The sequence below is a fragment of the Methylobacterium sp. Leaf91 genome (assembly GCF_001422815.1).
Classification (GTDB): Bacteria; Pseudomonadota; Alphaproteobacteria; order Rhizobiales; family Beijerinckiaceae; genus Methylobacterium.
In genome coordinates, this window is sequence record NZ_LMMP01000001.1 from 464,907 (window position 1) to 481,012 (window position 16,106).

General features: G+C 68.3%; 11 protein-coding genes and 1 riboswitch. Of the genes, 6 read left to right on the forward strand and 5 right to left on the reverse strand.

All coding sequences use genetic code 11. The annotated features are described in order from the left end of the window. Positions 1–4: 4 nt before the first annotated feature. The 3 genes from ASF32_RS02025 to ASF32_RS02035 all read left to right on the forward strand — a co-directional run bounded on the left by ASF32_RS02025 (position 5) and on the right by ASF32_RS02035 (position 3,339). The gene (locus tag ASF32_RS02025; protein ID WP_056422852.1) at positions 5–1,051 is read left to right on the forward strand and encodes a sulfate/molybdate ABC transporter ATP-binding protein; all 1,047 of its coding nucleotides are present in this window, start codon (positions 5–7) and stop codon (positions 1,049–1,051) included. Positions 1,052–1,153: 102 nt separating this feature from the next. Continuing rightward, the gene (locus ASF32_RS02030; RefSeq protein WP_056422855.1) at positions 1,154–1,711 is read left to right on the forward strand and encodes a DUF4337 domain-containing protein; all 558 of its coding nucleotides are present in this window, start codon (positions 1,154–1,156) and stop codon (positions 1,709–1,711) included. 281 nt (positions 1,712–1,992) lie between these two features. Further along, positions 1,993–3,339, forward strand: a complete 1,347-nt coding sequence (locus ASF32_RS02035) for an L-serine ammonia-lyase (protein ID WP_056422858.1) — start codon at positions 1,993–1,995, stop codon at positions 3,337–3,339. A gap of 223 nt (positions 3,340–3,562) precedes the next feature. Here ASF32_RS02035 and ASF32_RS02040 read toward each other — a convergent pair whose 3' ends face one another. Further along, positions 3,563–5,890, reverse strand: coding sequence for a Tex family protein (locus ASF32_RS02040; protein WP_056422860.1), 2,328 nt, complete (start codon positions 5,888–5,890; stop codon positions 3,563–3,565). A 489-nt stretch (positions 5,891–6,379) separates the two neighbouring features. On the opposite strand from ASF32_RS02040, the gene ASF32_RS02045 reads away from it, so the two are divergent. Both ASF32_RS02045 and ASF32_RS02050 read left to right on the forward strand, forming a co-directional pair. Next, the gene (locus tag ASF32_RS02045) at positions 6,380–7,489 is read left to right on the forward strand and encodes a hypothetical protein (RefSeq protein WP_056423337.1); all 1,110 of its coding nucleotides are present in this window, start codon (positions 6,380–6,382) and stop codon (positions 7,487–7,489) included. Between the two features lie 94 nt (positions 7,490–7,583). Further along, complete coding sequence (locus ASF32_RS02050) at positions 7,584–8,147, forward strand: DUF1993 domain-containing protein (protein ID WP_056422862.1); 564 nt, start codon at positions 7,584–7,586, stop codon at positions 8,145–8,147. 40 nt (positions 8,148–8,187) lie between these two features. On the opposite strand, the gene ASF32_RS02055 is transcribed toward ASF32_RS02050, so the two are convergent. The 3 genes from ASF32_RS02055 to ASF32_RS02065 form a co-directional block, all read right to left on the reverse strand. After that, positions 8,188–10,203, reverse strand: coding sequence for a TonB-dependent receptor (locus ASF32_RS02055; protein ID WP_244483586.1), 2,016 nt, complete (start codon positions 10,201–10,203; stop codon positions 8,188–8,190). A gap of 238 nt (positions 10,204–10,441) precedes the next feature. Then, a riboswitch (cobalamin riboswitch) is annotated at positions 10,442–10,600 on the reverse strand. Positions 10,601–10,683: 83 nt separating this feature from the next. Beyond that, complete coding sequence (locus tag ASF32_RS02060) at positions 10,684–11,787, reverse strand: catalase family protein (RefSeq protein WP_056422870.1); 1,104 nt, start codon at positions 11,785–11,787, stop codon at positions 10,684–10,686. 167 nt (positions 11,788–11,954) lie between these two features. Then, positions 11,955–13,430 (reverse strand): glucan biosynthesis protein, encoded by a 1,476-nt coding sequence (locus ASF32_RS02065; RefSeq protein WP_056422873.1) that lies wholly within the window; start codon positions 13,428–13,430, stop codon positions 11,955–11,957. Between the two features lie 238 nt (positions 13,431–13,668). Between ASF32_RS02065 and mdoH the strand changes: the two genes are divergently transcribed. Continuing rightward, entirely contained in the window at positions 13,669–15,576 is a 1,908-nt protein-coding gene (gene mdoH / locus ASF32_RS02070; RefSeq protein WP_082470596.1) for a glucans biosynthesis glucosyltransferase MdoH, read from the forward strand. A gap of 18 nt (positions 15,577–15,594) precedes the next feature. Here mdoH and ASF32_RS02075 read toward each other — a convergent pair whose 3' ends face one another. Further along, positions 15,595–16,056, reverse strand: coding sequence for a hypothetical protein (locus tag ASF32_RS02075; RefSeq protein WP_056422877.1), 462 nt, complete (start codon positions 16,054–16,056; stop codon positions 15,595–15,597). Between the last annotated feature and the right edge of the window lie 50 nt (positions 16,057–16,106).

Sequence of the window (16,106 nt, forward strand, 5' to 3'; positions counted from 1 at the left end):
CCCGGTGGGTTCGTCCACGGCGATCCGGGTCGAGAACCTGTCGAAGACCTTCGACACGGCGGCGGTGCTGCACGACCTCTCCCTCGACGTGCAGGCGGGCGAATTGCTGGCGCTGCTCGGCCCCTCGGGCTCGGGCAAGACCACGCTGCTACGCATCATCGCCGGGCTCGATTTTCCCGATCGCGGCCGCATCATCTTCGGCGGCGACGATGCCACGCGGGTTCCGGTGCAGGAGCGGGCCGTCGGCTTCGTGTTCCAGCATTACGCCCTGTTCAAGCATATGAGCGTGGCCGAGAACATCGCCTATGGCCTCAACGCCCGGAAGCGTGCGGACAGGCCGGCCAAGGCCGAGATCAAGCGCCGGGTCGGCGATCTCCTCGATCTCATCAAGCTCTCGGGCTTCGCCGACCGCTACCCGTCGCAACTCTCCGGCGGCCAGCGCCAGCGCATCGCGCTCGCGCGCGCCCTGGCCGTGGAGCCCCGCGTGCTGCTGTTGGACGAGCCCTTCGGCGCCCTCGACGCCCAGGTGAGGAAGGACCTGCGCCGCTGGCTTCGCGAGATCCACGACCGCACCGGCCAGACCACGATCTTCGTGACCCACGACCAGGACGAGGCGCTGGAGCTCTCCGACCGCGTCGCCGTCCTGTCCAAGGGCCGACTCGAACAGATCGGCACCCCGGACGAGGTCCAGGAAAACCCGGTCTCCTCCACCGTGCTCAAGTTCCTCGGCGACACGATCGAAGTCGAGGCGATCGTCCAAGGGGGCGAGGTGCGGGTCAACGGCCGGCTGACCCCGGTCAAGGCACCGGCCGGCCTCGTCGGCCCGGTGAAGCTCTATGCCCGACCGTGGCAGCTGCAATTCGCCGAGCCCGACCAAGCCCATCTCGAAGGCCATGTGCGTTCGTCCTACCGCAGCCAGGGCCGCCAGCGGATCGAGGTGGACCGCCCCGAAGGCAAGACCGTCGTGGTGGAGGCCTCCGATACCCACCGCCTCGCCGCCGGCCGCCCGGTCGGGCTCAAGATCATCGCCGGCTACGTCTTCAAGGATTGAGGAGCCGGACGATGCGGCCCCGAAACCGCCGAGGAAACGGTTGCGCTTCCTCGGCGGATCGGCTGTGACTCCCGCCGTCGAACACGAGAGGGAGCATCCGGCATGTCGGGTCACGGAGCCATCGAGGGCTCGAACAAGAAGGTCGCGCTGCTGATTTCGGTGCTGGCGCTGTTCCTGGCGCTGGCCGAGACCCTGGCCAAGGGGGCGCAGACCGAGGCGCTCAGCGCCAACGTCGAATCCTCCAACCAATGGGCCTATTACCAGGCCCGCACCATCCGCGGCACCATCCTCAAGACTGCCGACGAAACCCTCGCCCTGATCCCGCCGGAGACGGCCAACGCACCGGCCATCGCCGCCAAACGGGCCGAATGGGCCAAGACCATGGCGCGCTGGGAATCGGACCCCTCCACCGGCGACGGGCGCAAGGAACTGCAGGAGAAGGCGCGGGCCTCGCAGGAGCATCGCGACCTCGCGCTCCACCGCTACCATCATTACGAATTCGGCTCGGCCGCCTTCCAGATCGGCATCGTGCTCGCCTCGGCCCAGGTCATCACCGGCATCGCCGCACTGACGCTGGCGGGCGGGTTCCTGGGCGTCGCCGGCCTCGTGATGCTGGGCTTCGGCCTCTACGCTCCGCATTTCCTGCCGTTCTTCCACTGATACCAGACCTCGATGAGCCGGACTCATCGAGCTCTGCCCACGCGACGGCGCGGCGGTCGTCCGCAAGACCTCACCGGCCCTGGTCTTTGGGTCAGGTTCAGTGAGGCCTGATATGAGCCGGAGCAGCGGCCCGTCGGAGCGGACCGTGTCCGGCCCGGATTTCGCAGGTCGGACGGCGCACTTGCGAAGACGGGGCGCGATCTTCAGATCACGGTCTGTCTGATGAGCGATCGCACTGCCGCATGGTGGCGCGACGCTGCGGATGAGGCGGACCGGGACCGATGATCAGCGCTTTCGACCTGTTCAAGATCGGGATCGGCCCGTCGAGCTCGCATACGGTGGGGCCGATGGTGGCGGCCCTCGATTTCCGCGAGCGGACGCGGCGGCGTACCGGCCTCGCGCGCATCCGCGCCGAGATCTTCGGCTCCCTCGCCTGGACCGGGCGTGGGCACGGGACCGATGTCGCCATTCTTCTCGGCCTGCTCGGCCATAGCCCCGCCGGGATCGACCCCGACCGGGTCGACGAATACGTGGCCGAAGCGAAGCGGACGGGCAGGCTCGGCCTCGGTGGACCGGCTTTCGCCCTCAAGACCGATCTCGTCTTCAACTTCACCGAGGTGCTACCGGTCCATACCAACGGCATGCGGTTCCGCGCCCTCGACGCGCATGGCGGCGTGCTCGACACGGTCACCTGCTATTCCATCGGCGGCGGCTTCGTGGTCGGCGAGGAAGCGGCGGCGGTGGGAGAGGCAATGACGTTTCCGCTGCCCTATGCCAGCGCCGCCGATCTGCTGGCGACATGCCTGCGCACCGGCTTTTCCATCGCCCAGGTCCAGCGCGCCAACGAGGGCGCGAGCCGCAGCCGCGAGGCCATCGACGAGGGGCTGGACGCCATCCGCGACGCGATGTTCGCCTGTATCGACCGGGGGCTTCGCCAGACCGGCGAACTGCCCGGCGGCCTCAAGGTGCGGCGGCGGGCCAAGAAGCTGTTCGAGGATCTGGAGGCCAACCGCCACCTCAACGCCCGGCCGGCCCACGAGATCATGGACTGGATCAGCCTGTTCGCCCTCGCGGTGAACGAAGAGAACGCCGCCGGCGGGCGGGTGGTGACCGCCCCCACCAACGGCGCGGCCGGGATCGTCCCAGCCGTGTTGCGCTACGCCCGCGACTTCTGCCCCGGCTGGTCGGACGAGCGCGGCCGCGAATTCCTGCTGGTGGCGGCAGCCATTGGCGGTCTCATCAAGAGCCGCGCCTCGATTTCCGGCGCCGAGGTCGGCTGCCAGGGGGAAGTCGGCTCGGCGGCGGCCATGGCGGCGGCGGGCCTCGCCGCGCTGCTCGGCGGCTCGACCCTGCAGATCGAGAACGCCGCCGAGATCGCGATGGAGCACCATCTCGGTATGACCTGCGACCCGATCGGCGGCCTCGTCCAGATCCCCTGCATCGAGCGCAACGCCTTCGGGGCCAACAAGGCGGTGGTGGCTGCCTCCCTGGCACTACGCGGTGACGGCATCCATCGGGTCAGCCTGGACGAGGTCATCGAGACCATGCGCCAGACCGGCAACGACATGCAGGCGAAGTACAAGGAGACCTCGCTCGGCGGCCTGGCGGTGAACGTGGCGGCGTGCTGAGGGAGGGCGCATCCCCTCGCCCCGCTTGCGGGGAGAGGGCCGCGACGACCTCGTCGTCGGCGCGGCGAGGCGGCAGCCGAGGGTGAGGGGGCGCGTCCGAAGGAGCCTCATCCGAAGAGTCCCCCTTACCCTCGCTTCGGCTTTGCCTCCGCTCATCGCGAACACGGCAAGGTGTCCGCGATCCTCTCCCCGCGCACGGGGAGAGGGGGAATGCGCGCGACCGTCAGCGGCGTCCCCGGTCCTTGCCCTCAGCCGCCCGGCGCAGGGCCTCGGCGAACGCGCCGTCCGGGGCCGGGCCGCGTGGCGCCGGATTTGGCGCAGGTCTCTGCGGGGGACGTGAGGAGCGTTCCTCCGGCCGCCCGCCGCGCGGCGCACCCGCTTCCTCCGAGCGCATGCTGAGCGCGATGCGCTTGCGGTTGGCATCCACCTCGACGACGCGCACCTGCACCACGTCGCCGGGCTTCACCACCTCGCGCGGATCCTTCACGAACCGGTCGGCCAGGACCGAGATGTGGACGAGACCGTCCTGGTGGACCCCGATATCCACGAAAGCGCCGAAGGCGGCGACATTGGTGACGACGCCTTCGAGGCGCATGCCGGGTCGGAGGTCCGAAATCTTCTCGACGCCTTCCTGGAAGGTCGCGGTCTTGAAGGCCGGTCGCGGATCGCGGCCGGGCTTTTCCAATTCCGACAGAATGTCGGTGACCGTGGGCAGGCCGAAGGTCTCGTCGGTGAAGCGCTTCGGGTCGAGGCTCTTCAGGATGGGGCCGTTGCCGATGACGGCCTGGATGGGCTGTCCGGCGGCGGCGAGGATGCGGCGCACCACCGGATAGGCTTCCGGATGCACGCCCGACGCATCGAGGGGATCGTCGCCATCGCGGATGCGCAGGAAGCCGGCAGCGAGCTCATAGGCCTTGGGCCCGAGGCCCGCGACCTTCTTGAGGCTTGCGCGGGTGCGGAACGGGCCCTTCTCGTCCCGCGTCGTCACGATGTTGGCCGCCACCCGCTCGGAGAGACCGGAGACGCGGGCGAGCAGGGGCGCGGAGGCGATGTTCACGTCGACGCCGACGCCGTTCACGCAATCCTCCACCACCGCATCGAGGGCCTTGGAAAGCTGACCCTCGCCGAGATCGTGCTGATACTGACCGACGCCGATGGCCTTCGGCTCGATCTTCACCAGTTCGGCGAGCGGGTCCTGCAAGCGCCGGGCGATGGAGACAGCCCCGCGCAGGGTCACGTCGAGGCCCGGCAATTCGGCGCTGGCATAGGCGGAGGCCGAATAGACCGAGGCGCCGGCTTCCGACACCATCACCTTGGTGAGCCTCAACTCCGGCTGCTTGGCGATGAGTTCGGCGGCGAGCTTGTCGGTCTCGCGCGAGGCGGTGCCGTTGCCGATCGCGATGAGCTCGACCTTATGGGCGCGGCAGAGCTTGGCCAGCGCGACGAGCGCGCCGTTCCAGTCGCGGCGGGGCTCGTGCGGGTAGATCACGTCGGTGGCCGCGACCTTGCCGGTGGCATCCACCACCGCGACCTTCACCCCGGTCCGGAACCCCGGATCGAGGCCGAGAGTCGGCCGGGCACCGGCGGGGGCGGCAAGCAGCAGGTCGCGAAGGTTTCCGGCAAAGACGCCCACGGCCCCGGTCTCGGCCACCTGTTTCAGGCGTCCGCGCAGGTCGGTGTCGAGGGCGGGTTTCAGCTTGGTGCGCCAGGTCCGGCGCACGGTCTCCATCAGGAAACGGTCCCCCGGCCGGCCGTGATCGCCGATGCGGAAGGCGCGGGCGATGCGGAGTTCCTGCCAGGAGGGCACGCCCTTCTCGGCCACGTCGCCGGGGGCGTCGGTGATGTCGAGGTCGAGGATGTCCTCCTTCTCGCCCCGGTACAGGGCCAGGATGCGGTGCGAGGGCAGGCGCGTGAGCGGTTCGGAGAAGTGGAAATAGTCGGCGAACTTCTCGCCGGCCGCTTCCTTGCCCTTCTTGACGCTGGAGGTCATCCGGCCGCGCTGCCAGACCGTGTCGCGCAAGGCGCCCACCAGTTCCGGGTCTTCGCCGAACCGCTCGATCAGGATGGTGCGCGCGCCCTCCAGCGCGGCCTCGACATCGGCGATGCCCTTGCCCGCATCGACGAAGCCGGTGGCAGCCTGTTCCGGCGCGCGTTCGGGATGGGCGAGCAAGGCGTCCGCCAGGGGGCCGAGCCCGGCCTCGCGGGCGGCCTGCGCCTTGGTGCGGCGCTTCACCTTGAACGGCAGGTAGAGGTCTTCGAGCCGTGCCTTTGTGTCGGCGGCGAGGATGCGCGCCTTCAAGGCCGGGTCGAGCTTCCCCTGGCCGTCGATGCTCTCGAGGATGGCGGCGCGGCGCGCCTCCAGGTCGCGCAGATAGGCGAGGCGCTCCTCCAGATCGCGGAGCTGGGAATCGTCGAGGCCGCCGGTGACCTCCTTGCGGTAGCGCGCGATGAACGGCACCGTCGACCCGCCATCAAGGAGTTCGACGGCGGCAGCGACCTGCCGCTCGGCGACCTTGAGCTCCGCCGCGATGGTTGCAGTGATGGCGGCCATGGAATCCTCGCGCGCGTGAAGGGGCCGCGGTGTCTACAGGCCGGGCCGGAGAGCGGTCAAACCGGAGGGGTGATCCGACGGATTTGAACTCGGGTCGATGCCGGGTGTCATGGTGGCGATAGACAGGATCCCGTCATTCCGGGGCCGCGTAGCGGAGCCCGGAATCCAGAGCCGCGACGCGTGCCGTATATCGCAGGCTTCGATTTGGTCCAGTTCAACGTCGCAAGGTCGGCGGTTCTGGATTCCGGGCTCGCCTTCAGCGCCCCGGAATGACGGTGCGGGTGGCAAAACCGTCGAGTTCCCGCCGCTCGATGATGAATCGTCGACCTGAGTTCGAAGCCATGGGCTCGATCCGACGGATTCCTGAGGAGCGTTCCTCGTGACAAACGCTGCATGTCGATACAGGTCGGCGAGCTGCGGTCGATGGACAAAGGCCCCGGCCCGGCGGAGACTTACTTCAACAAAAAACGGGTTTGGGAGAGAAATGCCATGAGGCTCAGGCTTGGTCTGGCCGTGCTCGCCGTCGCCTTCGCAGGCGTGGCCGCAGCGGAGCCCCCGACCTTCCAGGTCGATTCGACTTGGCCTAAACCCTTGCCGAACAACTGGATCATGGGCCAGGCGTCCGGCGTCGCGGTGGATGCTGAGGACCGGATCTGGGTGGTGCAGCGCCCGCGCTCCCTCACCGATGACGAGAAGGCCGCCAGCCTCACGCCGCCACGTACCAAATGCTGCCACCCCGCTCCGCCCGTGCTCGTCTTCGACCAGGCGGGCACCCTCGTCCGGTCATGGGGCGGGCCGGGCGAAGGCTATGATTGGCCGCAGAACGAGCACGGCATCCATATCGACCACAAAGGCTTCGTCTGGCTCGCCGGCAATGGTGAGCAGGATGGCCTGATCCTGAAATTCACGCCGGAGGGGAAATTCCTCCTGCAGATCGGCAAGCAGGGTCCCCAGACCAACAGCCTCGACACGACCCGCCTCGGACGGCCCGCCGCCATGCAGGTGGACCCCGAGACCAACGAGCTCTTCGTCGCCGACGGTTACTTCAACCACCGGGTCATCGTGTTCGATGCCGAGACCGGAGCGTTCAAGCGGATGTGGGGCGCCTACGGCAAGCCGCCCACCGACGAGACCCTGCCCGCCTACGACCCGGCCGCCGCGCCGGCCCAGCAATTCCGCAACCCGGTCCATTGCGTCCAGATTGCCCGCGACGGGCTGGTCTATGTCTGCGACCGGGCCAACGACCGGGTCCAGGTGTTCCGCCGCGACGGCAGCTTCGTGAAGGAGTTCTTCGTGGAAAAGAACACCCGCGCCAACGGCTCGGTCTGGGAACTGGCGCTCTGGCCCGACCCCGACCAGACCTACCTCCTCAACGCGGACGGCGCCAACAACGAGGTCCGCACCCTCAAGCGCGACACCGGCGAAGTGCTCGGCGCCTTCGGCCGCAACGGCCGCATGGCCGGCGACTTCCACTGGGTCCACAACCTCGCCGTGGACAGCAAGGGCAACGTCTTCACCACGGAGGTGGACACCGGAAAGCGCGCGCAGAAGTTCTTGTTTCGAGGGGAGATGGTGGTGCGGAAGCGGGTGGGGCCGTAGGGGTCGGAATGGGAAAAAGTGGGCCTCGACTTATGGTGTTCGCTCTCGCGGAAATAGGGTAGGCGTTGAAGTAGCCGTCGCCGCGAGACTGATTATGTCGCTGACTAACCTTCTGGTACCGACCTACAGGAACATGTTGCGGACGCTGGCCGGGCTGCTGGACAAGGCAGAGCATCAGATGGTGGATCCCGCCAATGGTCTGCTTTCGGCGCGTCTGGCACCAGACATGTATCCGTTGGCGTCACAAGTGTGCTTTGCCGCCTACCAAGCTCAGGAGGCGACGTTCCGCCTTCGCGGTGAGGACATTCCCCTATCGCTCGCCGCCGTGGCGGCCGAAGGGCGTAATGCCGGCGAGGTGCCCGGATCAATGGCGGATGCACGGGCTCGTATCACCGAGGCATTGGCGCTTCTGGACGGCCTCCCGAACGATGCCCTCGATGCCGGCGCGACTCTGCCAATCGTGATCGAGCTTCCGGGCAATATCACGTTCGATATGAGCGGCGAACAATACGCTCGGGATTGGGCTCTGCCTCAGTTCTACTTCCACGTCATCACCGCCTACGCCATCTTGCGGCATTACGGCATCACACTCGGCAAAGCCGATTATGTGCCTCACATGTTCGCATATCTCCGGCCCGGATCACTGCCATCAGCATGACCGGAGAGCGGCTTCGCTGCCTGCAACCCGCTCCCATCCCTCAAAACCGCCCCGCCACCGTCAGCCGCACCGCCATCGGCTCCACCGGATGCAGATGCGTGTCGGCCACGCCGCCGGCCGGCTCCCCCCGCAGCCGCGACTCGTAGAAGTAGTCGATCTGGCTCGCCTTGACGTTGAGCAGGTTGAGGATGTCGAGCTGCACCGTGACGCCGTTCTCGAAGTTGTAGCCGATGCGGCCATTCACCAGCGTGGTCGGCTTCGAGCGGACGGAATTGTCCTCGATGAGCGGGCGCGGCCCGAAATAGCGAAGCCGCATCGTGCCGAACCAGCCGAGCGCCTCACCGAGGGTAAAGCCGGCCGCCGCGATGGCGGTGGGGGCGGCGGGAATGCGGCTTCCGGCCGGGTCGCGATCGGCGAAGCGGGCATGGGTGACGGTGAGGTCGGCGTCGAGAGCGAGCCAGGGCGTGACCGCGTAGTGGTTGGTCCACTCGATGCCGGTGCGCCGGCTCGGGCGGCTCGGCTCGGTGGTGCCGGCATCACCCACGAACAGGTTCTCGGAATCGAAATCGAGCTGGAACAGGGTCACGGTCGATTCGAGACCGGCGATGGAGCGGTTGCGCAAGCCCACCTCCGAGCCCACCGAGCGCACCAGCAGCGGCACCCGGTCGAGGGGGAACAGAGGGTTGCCCGGATCGACCGTGATGGTCGCGCCCCGCGCGTCGTTGGAATGGAAGCCCTCGCCGTAATTCACGAACAGTTCGGTCTCGGTCCAGGGGCCGAAGACGACGCCGAGCTTGGGGCTGACGATGCCGTCCCGCGCATGGCCCGAATTCAGCGGATTGTTCGATCTCACGGTGGCGTCGTAGGCGTCGGCGCGAAGGCCGACGCTGGTGCGCAGCCACTCGGTCCAGCGCAGGCGATTCTCGAAGTAGAGCGCGGCGCTGCCCTCCTGCACGCGGTCGTCGCGCACGGTGGAGAGGGAGGTGCGCGCCCGCGTGTTGAACAGGCCCACATGGATGTCGTCGAACCGCGCCTGCACGCCGATTTCGTTCTCCATGGGCAGGCCGAACAGCTCACCCTTGAACACCCTGGCGATCTCGCCACCGGCGACGGTGCGGCTGTCGAGCTGGCGGAACTGGTCGCCGTTGACCGGGTCGTTGAGGAAATAGGTGAAGTTGTTGAACAGGTTGAGGTTCGAGCGGATGACGTAGGCGCTGGCGCGGGTGACGCCGCCGTCGTCCGACCGGCTCCAGCGGCCCGACAGGGAGAAGCGGCTGGCATCGCCGCCATCGCTCGGATCGAGAGTGCCGAAGCGGCCGATCACGCCTTCGGAAATGGCCCGCTGCGGAACCTGGTTCGTCGCCGTCCAGCGGTTGGAATAGGCCATGCCGGTGAGGGAGAACCCGTCGAGGGCGGTGCCCTGGCTGTAGCGCAGCACGCCGTTGAGCTTGCGGATGTCGTCCGGCACCACCCATGGGCCGTCATAGACCTGAGCCTCGCCAGCGGCGAGGAGCGTCCCCTCCCCGAGGGGTGCGGAGGCGATGGTGAGCGCCCGCTTGTAGCCGAAGCTCCCGAGGGAGGTGAGCGCGAGAGGGCGGGGCACCGCGTCGATCGTGTCGATCCGCACCGATCCGGCGGAGGCGAAATCCCCGTCACGGGCGAAATACGGGCCCTTGTGGAACTCCACCGCGCCGACGAGTTCGGGAATGAGGAAGTTGATGTCGGCATAGCCCTGGCCGTGGCCATGGGTGCGCATGTTGGCCGGCATGCCGTCGATGGTGATGGCGATGTCCGTGCCGTGGTCGAGGTTGAAGCCGCGCAGGAAGTACTGGTTGGCTTTTCCCTCGCCGGAATGCTGCGTGACGATGAGGCCGGGCACGGCTTCCAGCACCTCGCCGGGGCGGGTCACCGGGCGATCGTTGAGGGCCCTGCCGGTGATGACGCCCGAACTCGACGTCAGCGCGGGAGCGGACAGGGCGCCGAACGCCTCGGCCCCGCCGGTTCCACCAGTGGCCCCGCCGAGACCGGGACCGGCCGCTGCAGGGGGCGGGCGCATGTCGGCGGCCACGGAGAGTTCGTTGAGGGTCGCCTCGGCGGTGGTTGCCGTCCCGGACTGAGCAAGAACCGGCGAGGCGGATGCCAGGAATCCGAGGGCGAGGAGCGGAGGGACGAGACGGGCGGACACAGGCGGAGACCTCGGGCAACGGCAGTGGCACGTCACCGCGAACGAAGCCGATCCCTACGCGAGCGCAGGCCCCGACACCCCACCAGGACACCCCGCCCGATGCGTTTCGCGTGTGACCACGACTGACGGCAGGTCTCCTGGCTCGCGGGTCGACGCCCTCTCATCCTCGCCGCTTACAGTTGCGGGGGCAGCCGCGGCATCGGACGCAAGATCCTCACCGCGTTCCCTTTTGATCCCCCGAAGAGGAACCGTCAGTCTCAGGCTAGGTCGGCCGCGACGAGAGGGTCAATTGCGAGATGATCCCGCACCGATCATCGCCGCTGCCCTGTCGCATTGCAGCAACGTCCGGCGTCAATCCGGCAGAGCGTCGAGGTTCTTCGGCTCCTCGATGCGGCGGCCGTTCTTCTCGGCCCGGAAGCGCTTGCCCATCTCGTAGGCCGATTTGCGCATGCGCATGATCCCGCCGAGCGGCCGGTGCGCGGCCAGCCCGTGCCAGGGGCTGAACGACAATCCGTCATCGACATAGGCGGCGCGGGCCTCGCTCCAGCTTGCCTGCGGCGCGGCGGTGAGGGTGGCGATGGTACGGTAGGGGCTCGCGGTCTCAGGCCAGATTACGGAGGCGTCCTCCACCGGCATGTCGTCGAGGTTCAGGCACAGCTGCGCCCGCAATTCCCAGGTGCCGCCGTGGATGCGAAAATGCTCCATCACCGCCTCGCGGATCGCGTCGGCGGCGCTCGTGTCGTCCAGAGGCTTGTTCGCCAGCGCCCTCATTTCGGGAGAGACCGGGACGAGGGAGATCTTGGCGATGTGATCGCCGAAGCGCAGCGGGACCTGACTGTAGAAACTGTCGCCCAGGAGATGCGTCTCGGGCTGCCCACCGAGGGTCGCCAGGGTCGGGCTCGGCGAACCGGTGGTCGCGACGACTGCGCTCTGCACGCCCCGAAGCGCCGCCGATGCGGCCTTCTTCAGTCCCTCCGCCCGGTCCGTGGTCTTGGCGAGGAGCTTCAGGGTCGCGAGGAACGGCTTCGGTCCCGGTGCCGAGAAGGCCGGGCCGTTGACGAGCACGAAATCCTGCGTGGCATCCCCTTCCGAGCCTTCAAGACGCTCTCCCTCGACACCGAGGACCTTGATCGCCACGCCGCGTGGGGTGGAGACGCTGTCGTCCAGGATGTCGCCCGGAATGGTCGAGAAGCGCATCACCACGGGGTAGCGCCCCGGCTTCGCGAACAGGCCCTGCGCCAATTCGGGGGGCAGGTCGGCCGCAATCTCCAACTCGGCTCTCAGCGCGCCATGCGCCTTGGCATGGACGCTGCGGATGGCATGGCCGCCATCGGCGAGCGTCTTCTCGCTGATGGAGCGCATGGTCTCGTTCAGGGCCCGGCTGGTCTCGGCCTCGTCGGGTTCAAGGGTCTCGACGGAGGGCGTGTAGCGCAGGTAGTCGGTCTCGATGGCCAAGGGTGCTGCTCCGGGGGAAGGCGGATTCCGCGCCCCGAGGCGTTTCGACGGCCTCCGGGGAACCGGGCGGCTCCGCAACCTGATGGTGTTCCAGCTTAGGAAGCCCCGACCTCTCCTCCCGTTCCGATCCCTGTCGCACCTCGCCAAGTCGTGAAAGCGCCCGGCGATCAGGCGGCGTTGTCCCAGGTCTCGCTGATCGGGCGACCGGCGCGCACGAGACGCGCGCGCAGGACGACGTCACCGGCTGGCAGCGGCGTCGGCGGGCGCCATTCTACGTAGAGACGCCAGCCACCCGTCTGGGGCACCCGTTCCACCACCGGATCGACCATGGTGCCGGCACTGGCCGAGACCTCGGCCGCGATGTCACCGTCAGGGCCGGTGGGCAGGCCCGGCCCTTCGAAATCGATGACGTAGAGGCGCCGCTCCGGACTCGGCGGCGTAGTCGGCCGCAGGCGCTCGGCCGAACCGACGCGGGTGGAGACCACCCGGGCGAGCGCGCTCAGAACGGCGGTGTCCGGTTCGGCCCCGACGGTGGAGAGAGTGTAGGCGAGGTCGAGGGCGCTCCCCGCCGCGACGGCGGCATCCGGCACGAAGGCGGCGACGATATTGTCCATGTACTCTTCGCGGGACGGGATTTCGAAGAGTTGCACCGCTCCTGCGCCGAACCCCGCTTGAGGTGTGACCCAGAGGCCGGGCCGCGCCTCGTGACGGGCCTGGGCATCAAGATAGGCGGCAAAGCTTCGCTCGCGCTGGAACAGTCCGAACCCGTCGAGGGGATCGGTGCGGAAAGTCGAGATCTGCGGCTCTCGCCGTCCGTTGCTCAGGGGGCGCCACAGGCGATCGTCCTTGGTCGCCACCACGAGCCCGTCGGAATCGTGAACCTGGGGCCTGAAATCGTCGAACGGCTCGGCTCCGCGCGCGCCGGGACCGTTCGCGCCATGCAGGAACATGCTGGTGAGTGGCGCGAGGCCGAGACGCGGGATCGCGGCGCGGGGATGCAGCGAGGCGGTGACAACCATCCGCGAGCTCTCGCCGGGTTCGACCACGAAGCGGTAGGCACCCGTAAGACTCGGTGAATCGAGGAGCGCCAGGATCGTGACGGCGCGGGCTTCGGCCTTCGGCTCGCAGATCCAGAACGACGTGAAGTCCGGAAACTCCTCCGCGCCGGGACCACCGGTCTGGATCGCGGCGCCGCGCGCCGACAGGCCGTATTCCTGTGTCTTTCCACGCAGCCGAAAATACGAGGCGCCGAGGAAGACTAGGAATTCTTCCTGATTAGCCGGCTTCGCACCATCGAAGGCGTGATGCAGCCGGAAGCCGGCAAAGCCCAGATCGCCGGAAAAGTCCTGCTCTGCCAAGTCCGACCCGAGATCGAACAGGCCCGACTGGTAGAGGATCGGCTGCGGCGGCCCGTCCGGCGGCTGGAGAAACAGGGCGACGCGCTTCTTCTGCAGGAAACCGCGATGGAACAGCTGCAGCGAGAACGAACCGCCGAGGCGCGGGGCTGCGTCGGGACGGAAGGTGATCGCGCGGTAGCCATCGTAGCTGAGGCCGGCGAGGGATGCCGGGAGATCCTCTGGAGCGGGCCGGTAGGGTGCGCCTGCGAGGCGGCGGGCCTGGGCCACGACGCCCTCGAAGGTCATCGGCCCGTCACGGGGAGGGTCGACTTTATCGGCGGCCATCGTTCTGGCGGTATTCAGGTCGACGGCACTAGGCATTATCATGCCTGCGGCCACGCTGAGCGCGGTTTGCAAGGTCTGCCGCCGCGAGGGGGCATCACGCCCCGAACGCTCGTCTTCACTGTCGCCCCGTATCATCGATGTCCTTCGCTTCATGATGGACGACGGCCCCTCTCAGCCTCGATCGAGTGTCCAGCGCCCCATGTCCATCACGCGGTTGTCGCACGACGCATCCCCGGTCGGAATCCCGAACCCGGCGATTCCCGAAAGTCAGTCCGGCGAGGCCCCTTCGCTGCTGATGCGGCGGCTCATGCTGGCCCTGCCGACCCTGGCCACCGCGGCCGCGATCTCCTGGCTCGCTTTGTCCGCTTACGGACGCCCGGACGGCGTCCTGGGTTGGGCCGTGCTGGTCCTGTTCGGCCTCGTGATGACGTGGCAATCCTTCGTCGCCTGGCAATACGTCTACGGACTCGTGGCGGCGGGGCTCGGCGATGCCGCCAAATCCGCGATCGAGATCCGCTCGGCCACGGTTCCGGCCACCGCCTCGGGCCTCAGCCGCACGGCTGCCGTGGTGGCGATCCATGCCGAGGATGCGGTGGCGGTGTTCGCCGCGTTGCGTGTCATGGCCCGCTCGCTTCAGCGTGGCGGCGGCGACGGGTCCGATATCGACATCTTCGTCCTCTCCGACACGCGTGACGGTGCCATCGCGGCGGTGGAGGAGCATGAATTCGCCCGGATCGAGGCATGGGCGCGTCTGAACGGCCCTGGCCTGCCGCGCGTCCGCTACCGGCGGCGCCAGGACAATGCGGGCCGCAAGGCCGGCAACATCGCCGAGTTCTGCAAGTCCTACGGCTCGGAATACGATTTCATGATCGTGCTCGACGCCGACAGTCTGATGACCGGCGCCACCATGCGCCGCCTCGCCCGGTTGATGGAGGAGGCGCCCAAGGTCGGGCTGATCCAGACCGTCTCCTACGCGACCGGCCGGGACACGCTGTTTGCCCGTATCCAGCAATTCGCCGTGCGGCTCTACGCGCCGCTGTCGATCCGCTGCCTCGAGACCTGGCAGGGCGCGGATGGAAGCTATTGGGGCCACAACGCGATCCTGCGGGTCGCGGCCTTCGCCGACAATGCCGAACTGCCGGTGCTGCCCGGCAAGGCACCGCTCGGCGGCGAGATCCTGTGCCACGATATCGTCGAGGGCGCGCTCCTGCGCCGGGCCGGCTGGGAGGTCCGCCTCCTGCCGGAGATGGGCGGCACCTGGGAGGAGATGCCGACGAACCTCGTCGATCTCCTCGGGCGTGAACGGCGCTGGTGCCAGGGCAACATGCAGCACCTGCTCATCACCACCCTGCCGGGTCTTCGGGCGGCGAGCCGCTGGCACCTGATGGTCGGGATCCTGTCCTACCTCGCCTGCCCGCTCTGGGTGCTGTTCCTCGCCACCGCCTCTATCCAGGCCGCCGTGACCGGCGATCTCGGCCTCCTGGCCTATGGACTCACCGGGACGGGCATCGCCGCCCATGCGCTGGCTGCCCTCGTTGTCGCCGTGCTGGCCCTGCCGAAGCTTCTCAGCCTCGGTCACGTCCTGGCGTCGTCGACCCGCCGTGCGGCCTTCGGCGGCACGGCCTCGCTGCTGAAGAGTGCCGTGCTCGAACAGATCGTCTGGGTGCTGCTCTGGCCGATCATGACGGTCTTTGCCGCCGGCGCCGTCGCCACCACCTTCATCGGCCGCGTGGTGCGCTGGGATTCACAGGCGCGCGACGACCGGCAGGTGCCATGGTCGGAAGCGATCCGCCTGCAGGTGGACGCCCTGGTGGCGGGCGCCCTGCTCACCGGCCTGCTGGTCTATGCCGGCGACCCCTGGCTCGCCCTGTGGATGGGGCCCGTGGCCCTCGCCCTGCTTACGAGCCCGGCGTTCAGCGTGCTGACCAGCCGTGCCGATCTCGGCCGCGCCTCGCAGAAGAACGGCCTGTTCCTCTCCATCGACGACACCGACCGTGCCGCCGAACTTCTGGACCTGGCATCGGTCCGCCGGGGCGAAGAGCGCAGCAAGCCCGTTCGCCCGGACGTCTGGGCAAGCGCGGAGGCGGAAATCTCCGCACCGCGATAAGGTCAGAGGAGTGAGAGGCTAGGGTTTCTCCAGCACTTCGATCGGGTTGGTGCGCTGGCTCGGCTTCGGCTCGGCGGTGGCGGCGCCGGCATTCCCATCCGCCTTTTCGCGCCGGGCGCCGGAACTGGTATCCGCGCCCGGTCCGGTGCCCTGCGTCGGCACCGTGCCGCTCGCCAGTTCGAGGCAGGTCACCATCTCCACGTAGGACGGGAAGCCGCCGGCCTCGAACTGCTTCTCGCACTGCCTCTTGGCGGCTGGTGAATAGTCGCCCCAACGGCGCTGGGCTTCCTTGCGCGCCGCCTCCTCCGAACGAAGGCAGCCTTCGACGGTGGAAGTGTCGCTGACGCTGGCTTCCGCGCGGACCGACGACTTGCAGGTCGCCTGAATGTCGAGCTTGGGCGGACCATCGGCGGCCGGGGCCACATTCGTGAGGGCGACGAGCGCGAGGGCGCCGGTCAGGAGGGGAACAGGGTATCGCATCGGGTCGTCCTCGCTCGCATCGCGGCGACCGCCCGGCGGCGGTCCGTCCC

What these genes read in the sequence shown, in the direction of transcription:
- ASF32_RS02030 (WP_056422855.1), top strand. Translation starts at nt 1,154, where the DNA reads ATGTCGGGTCACGGAGCCATCGAGGGCTCGAACAAGAAGGTCGCGCTG.
- ASF32_RS02035 (WP_056422858.1), top strand. Translation starts at nt 1,993, where the DNA reads ATGATCAGCGCTTTCGACCTGTTCAAGATCGGGATCGGCCCGTCGAGC.
- ASF32_RS02040 (WP_056422860.1), bottom strand. Translation starts at nt 5,890, where the DNA reads ATGGCCGCCATCACTGCAACCATCGCGGCGGAGCTCAAGGTCGCCGAG.
- ASF32_RS02045 (WP_056423337.1), top strand. Translation starts at nt 6,380, where the DNA reads ATGAGGCTCAGGCTTGGTCTGGCCGTGCTCGCCGTCGCCTTCGCAGGC.
- ASF32_RS02050 (WP_056422862.1), top strand. Translation starts at nt 7,584, where the DNA reads ATGTCGCTGACTAACCTTCTGGTACCGACCTACAGGAACATGTTGCGG.
- ASF32_RS02055 (WP_244483586.1), bottom strand. Translation starts at nt 10,203, where the DNA reads ATGCGCCCGCCCCCTGCAGCGGCCGGTCCCGGTCTCGGCGGGGCCACT.
- ASF32_RS02065 (WP_056422873.1), bottom strand. Translation starts at nt 13,430, where the DNA reads ATGACCTTCGAGGGCGTCGTGGCCCAGGCCCGCCGCCTCGCAGGCGCA.
- mdoH (WP_082470596.1), top strand. Translation starts at nt 13,669, where the DNA reads ATGTCCATCACGCGGTTGTCGCACGACGCATCCCCGGTCGGAATCCCG.
- ASF32_RS02075 (WP_056422877.1), bottom strand. Translation starts at nt 16,056, where the DNA reads ATGCGATACCCTGTTCCCCTCCTGACCGGCGCCCTCGCGCTCGTCGCC.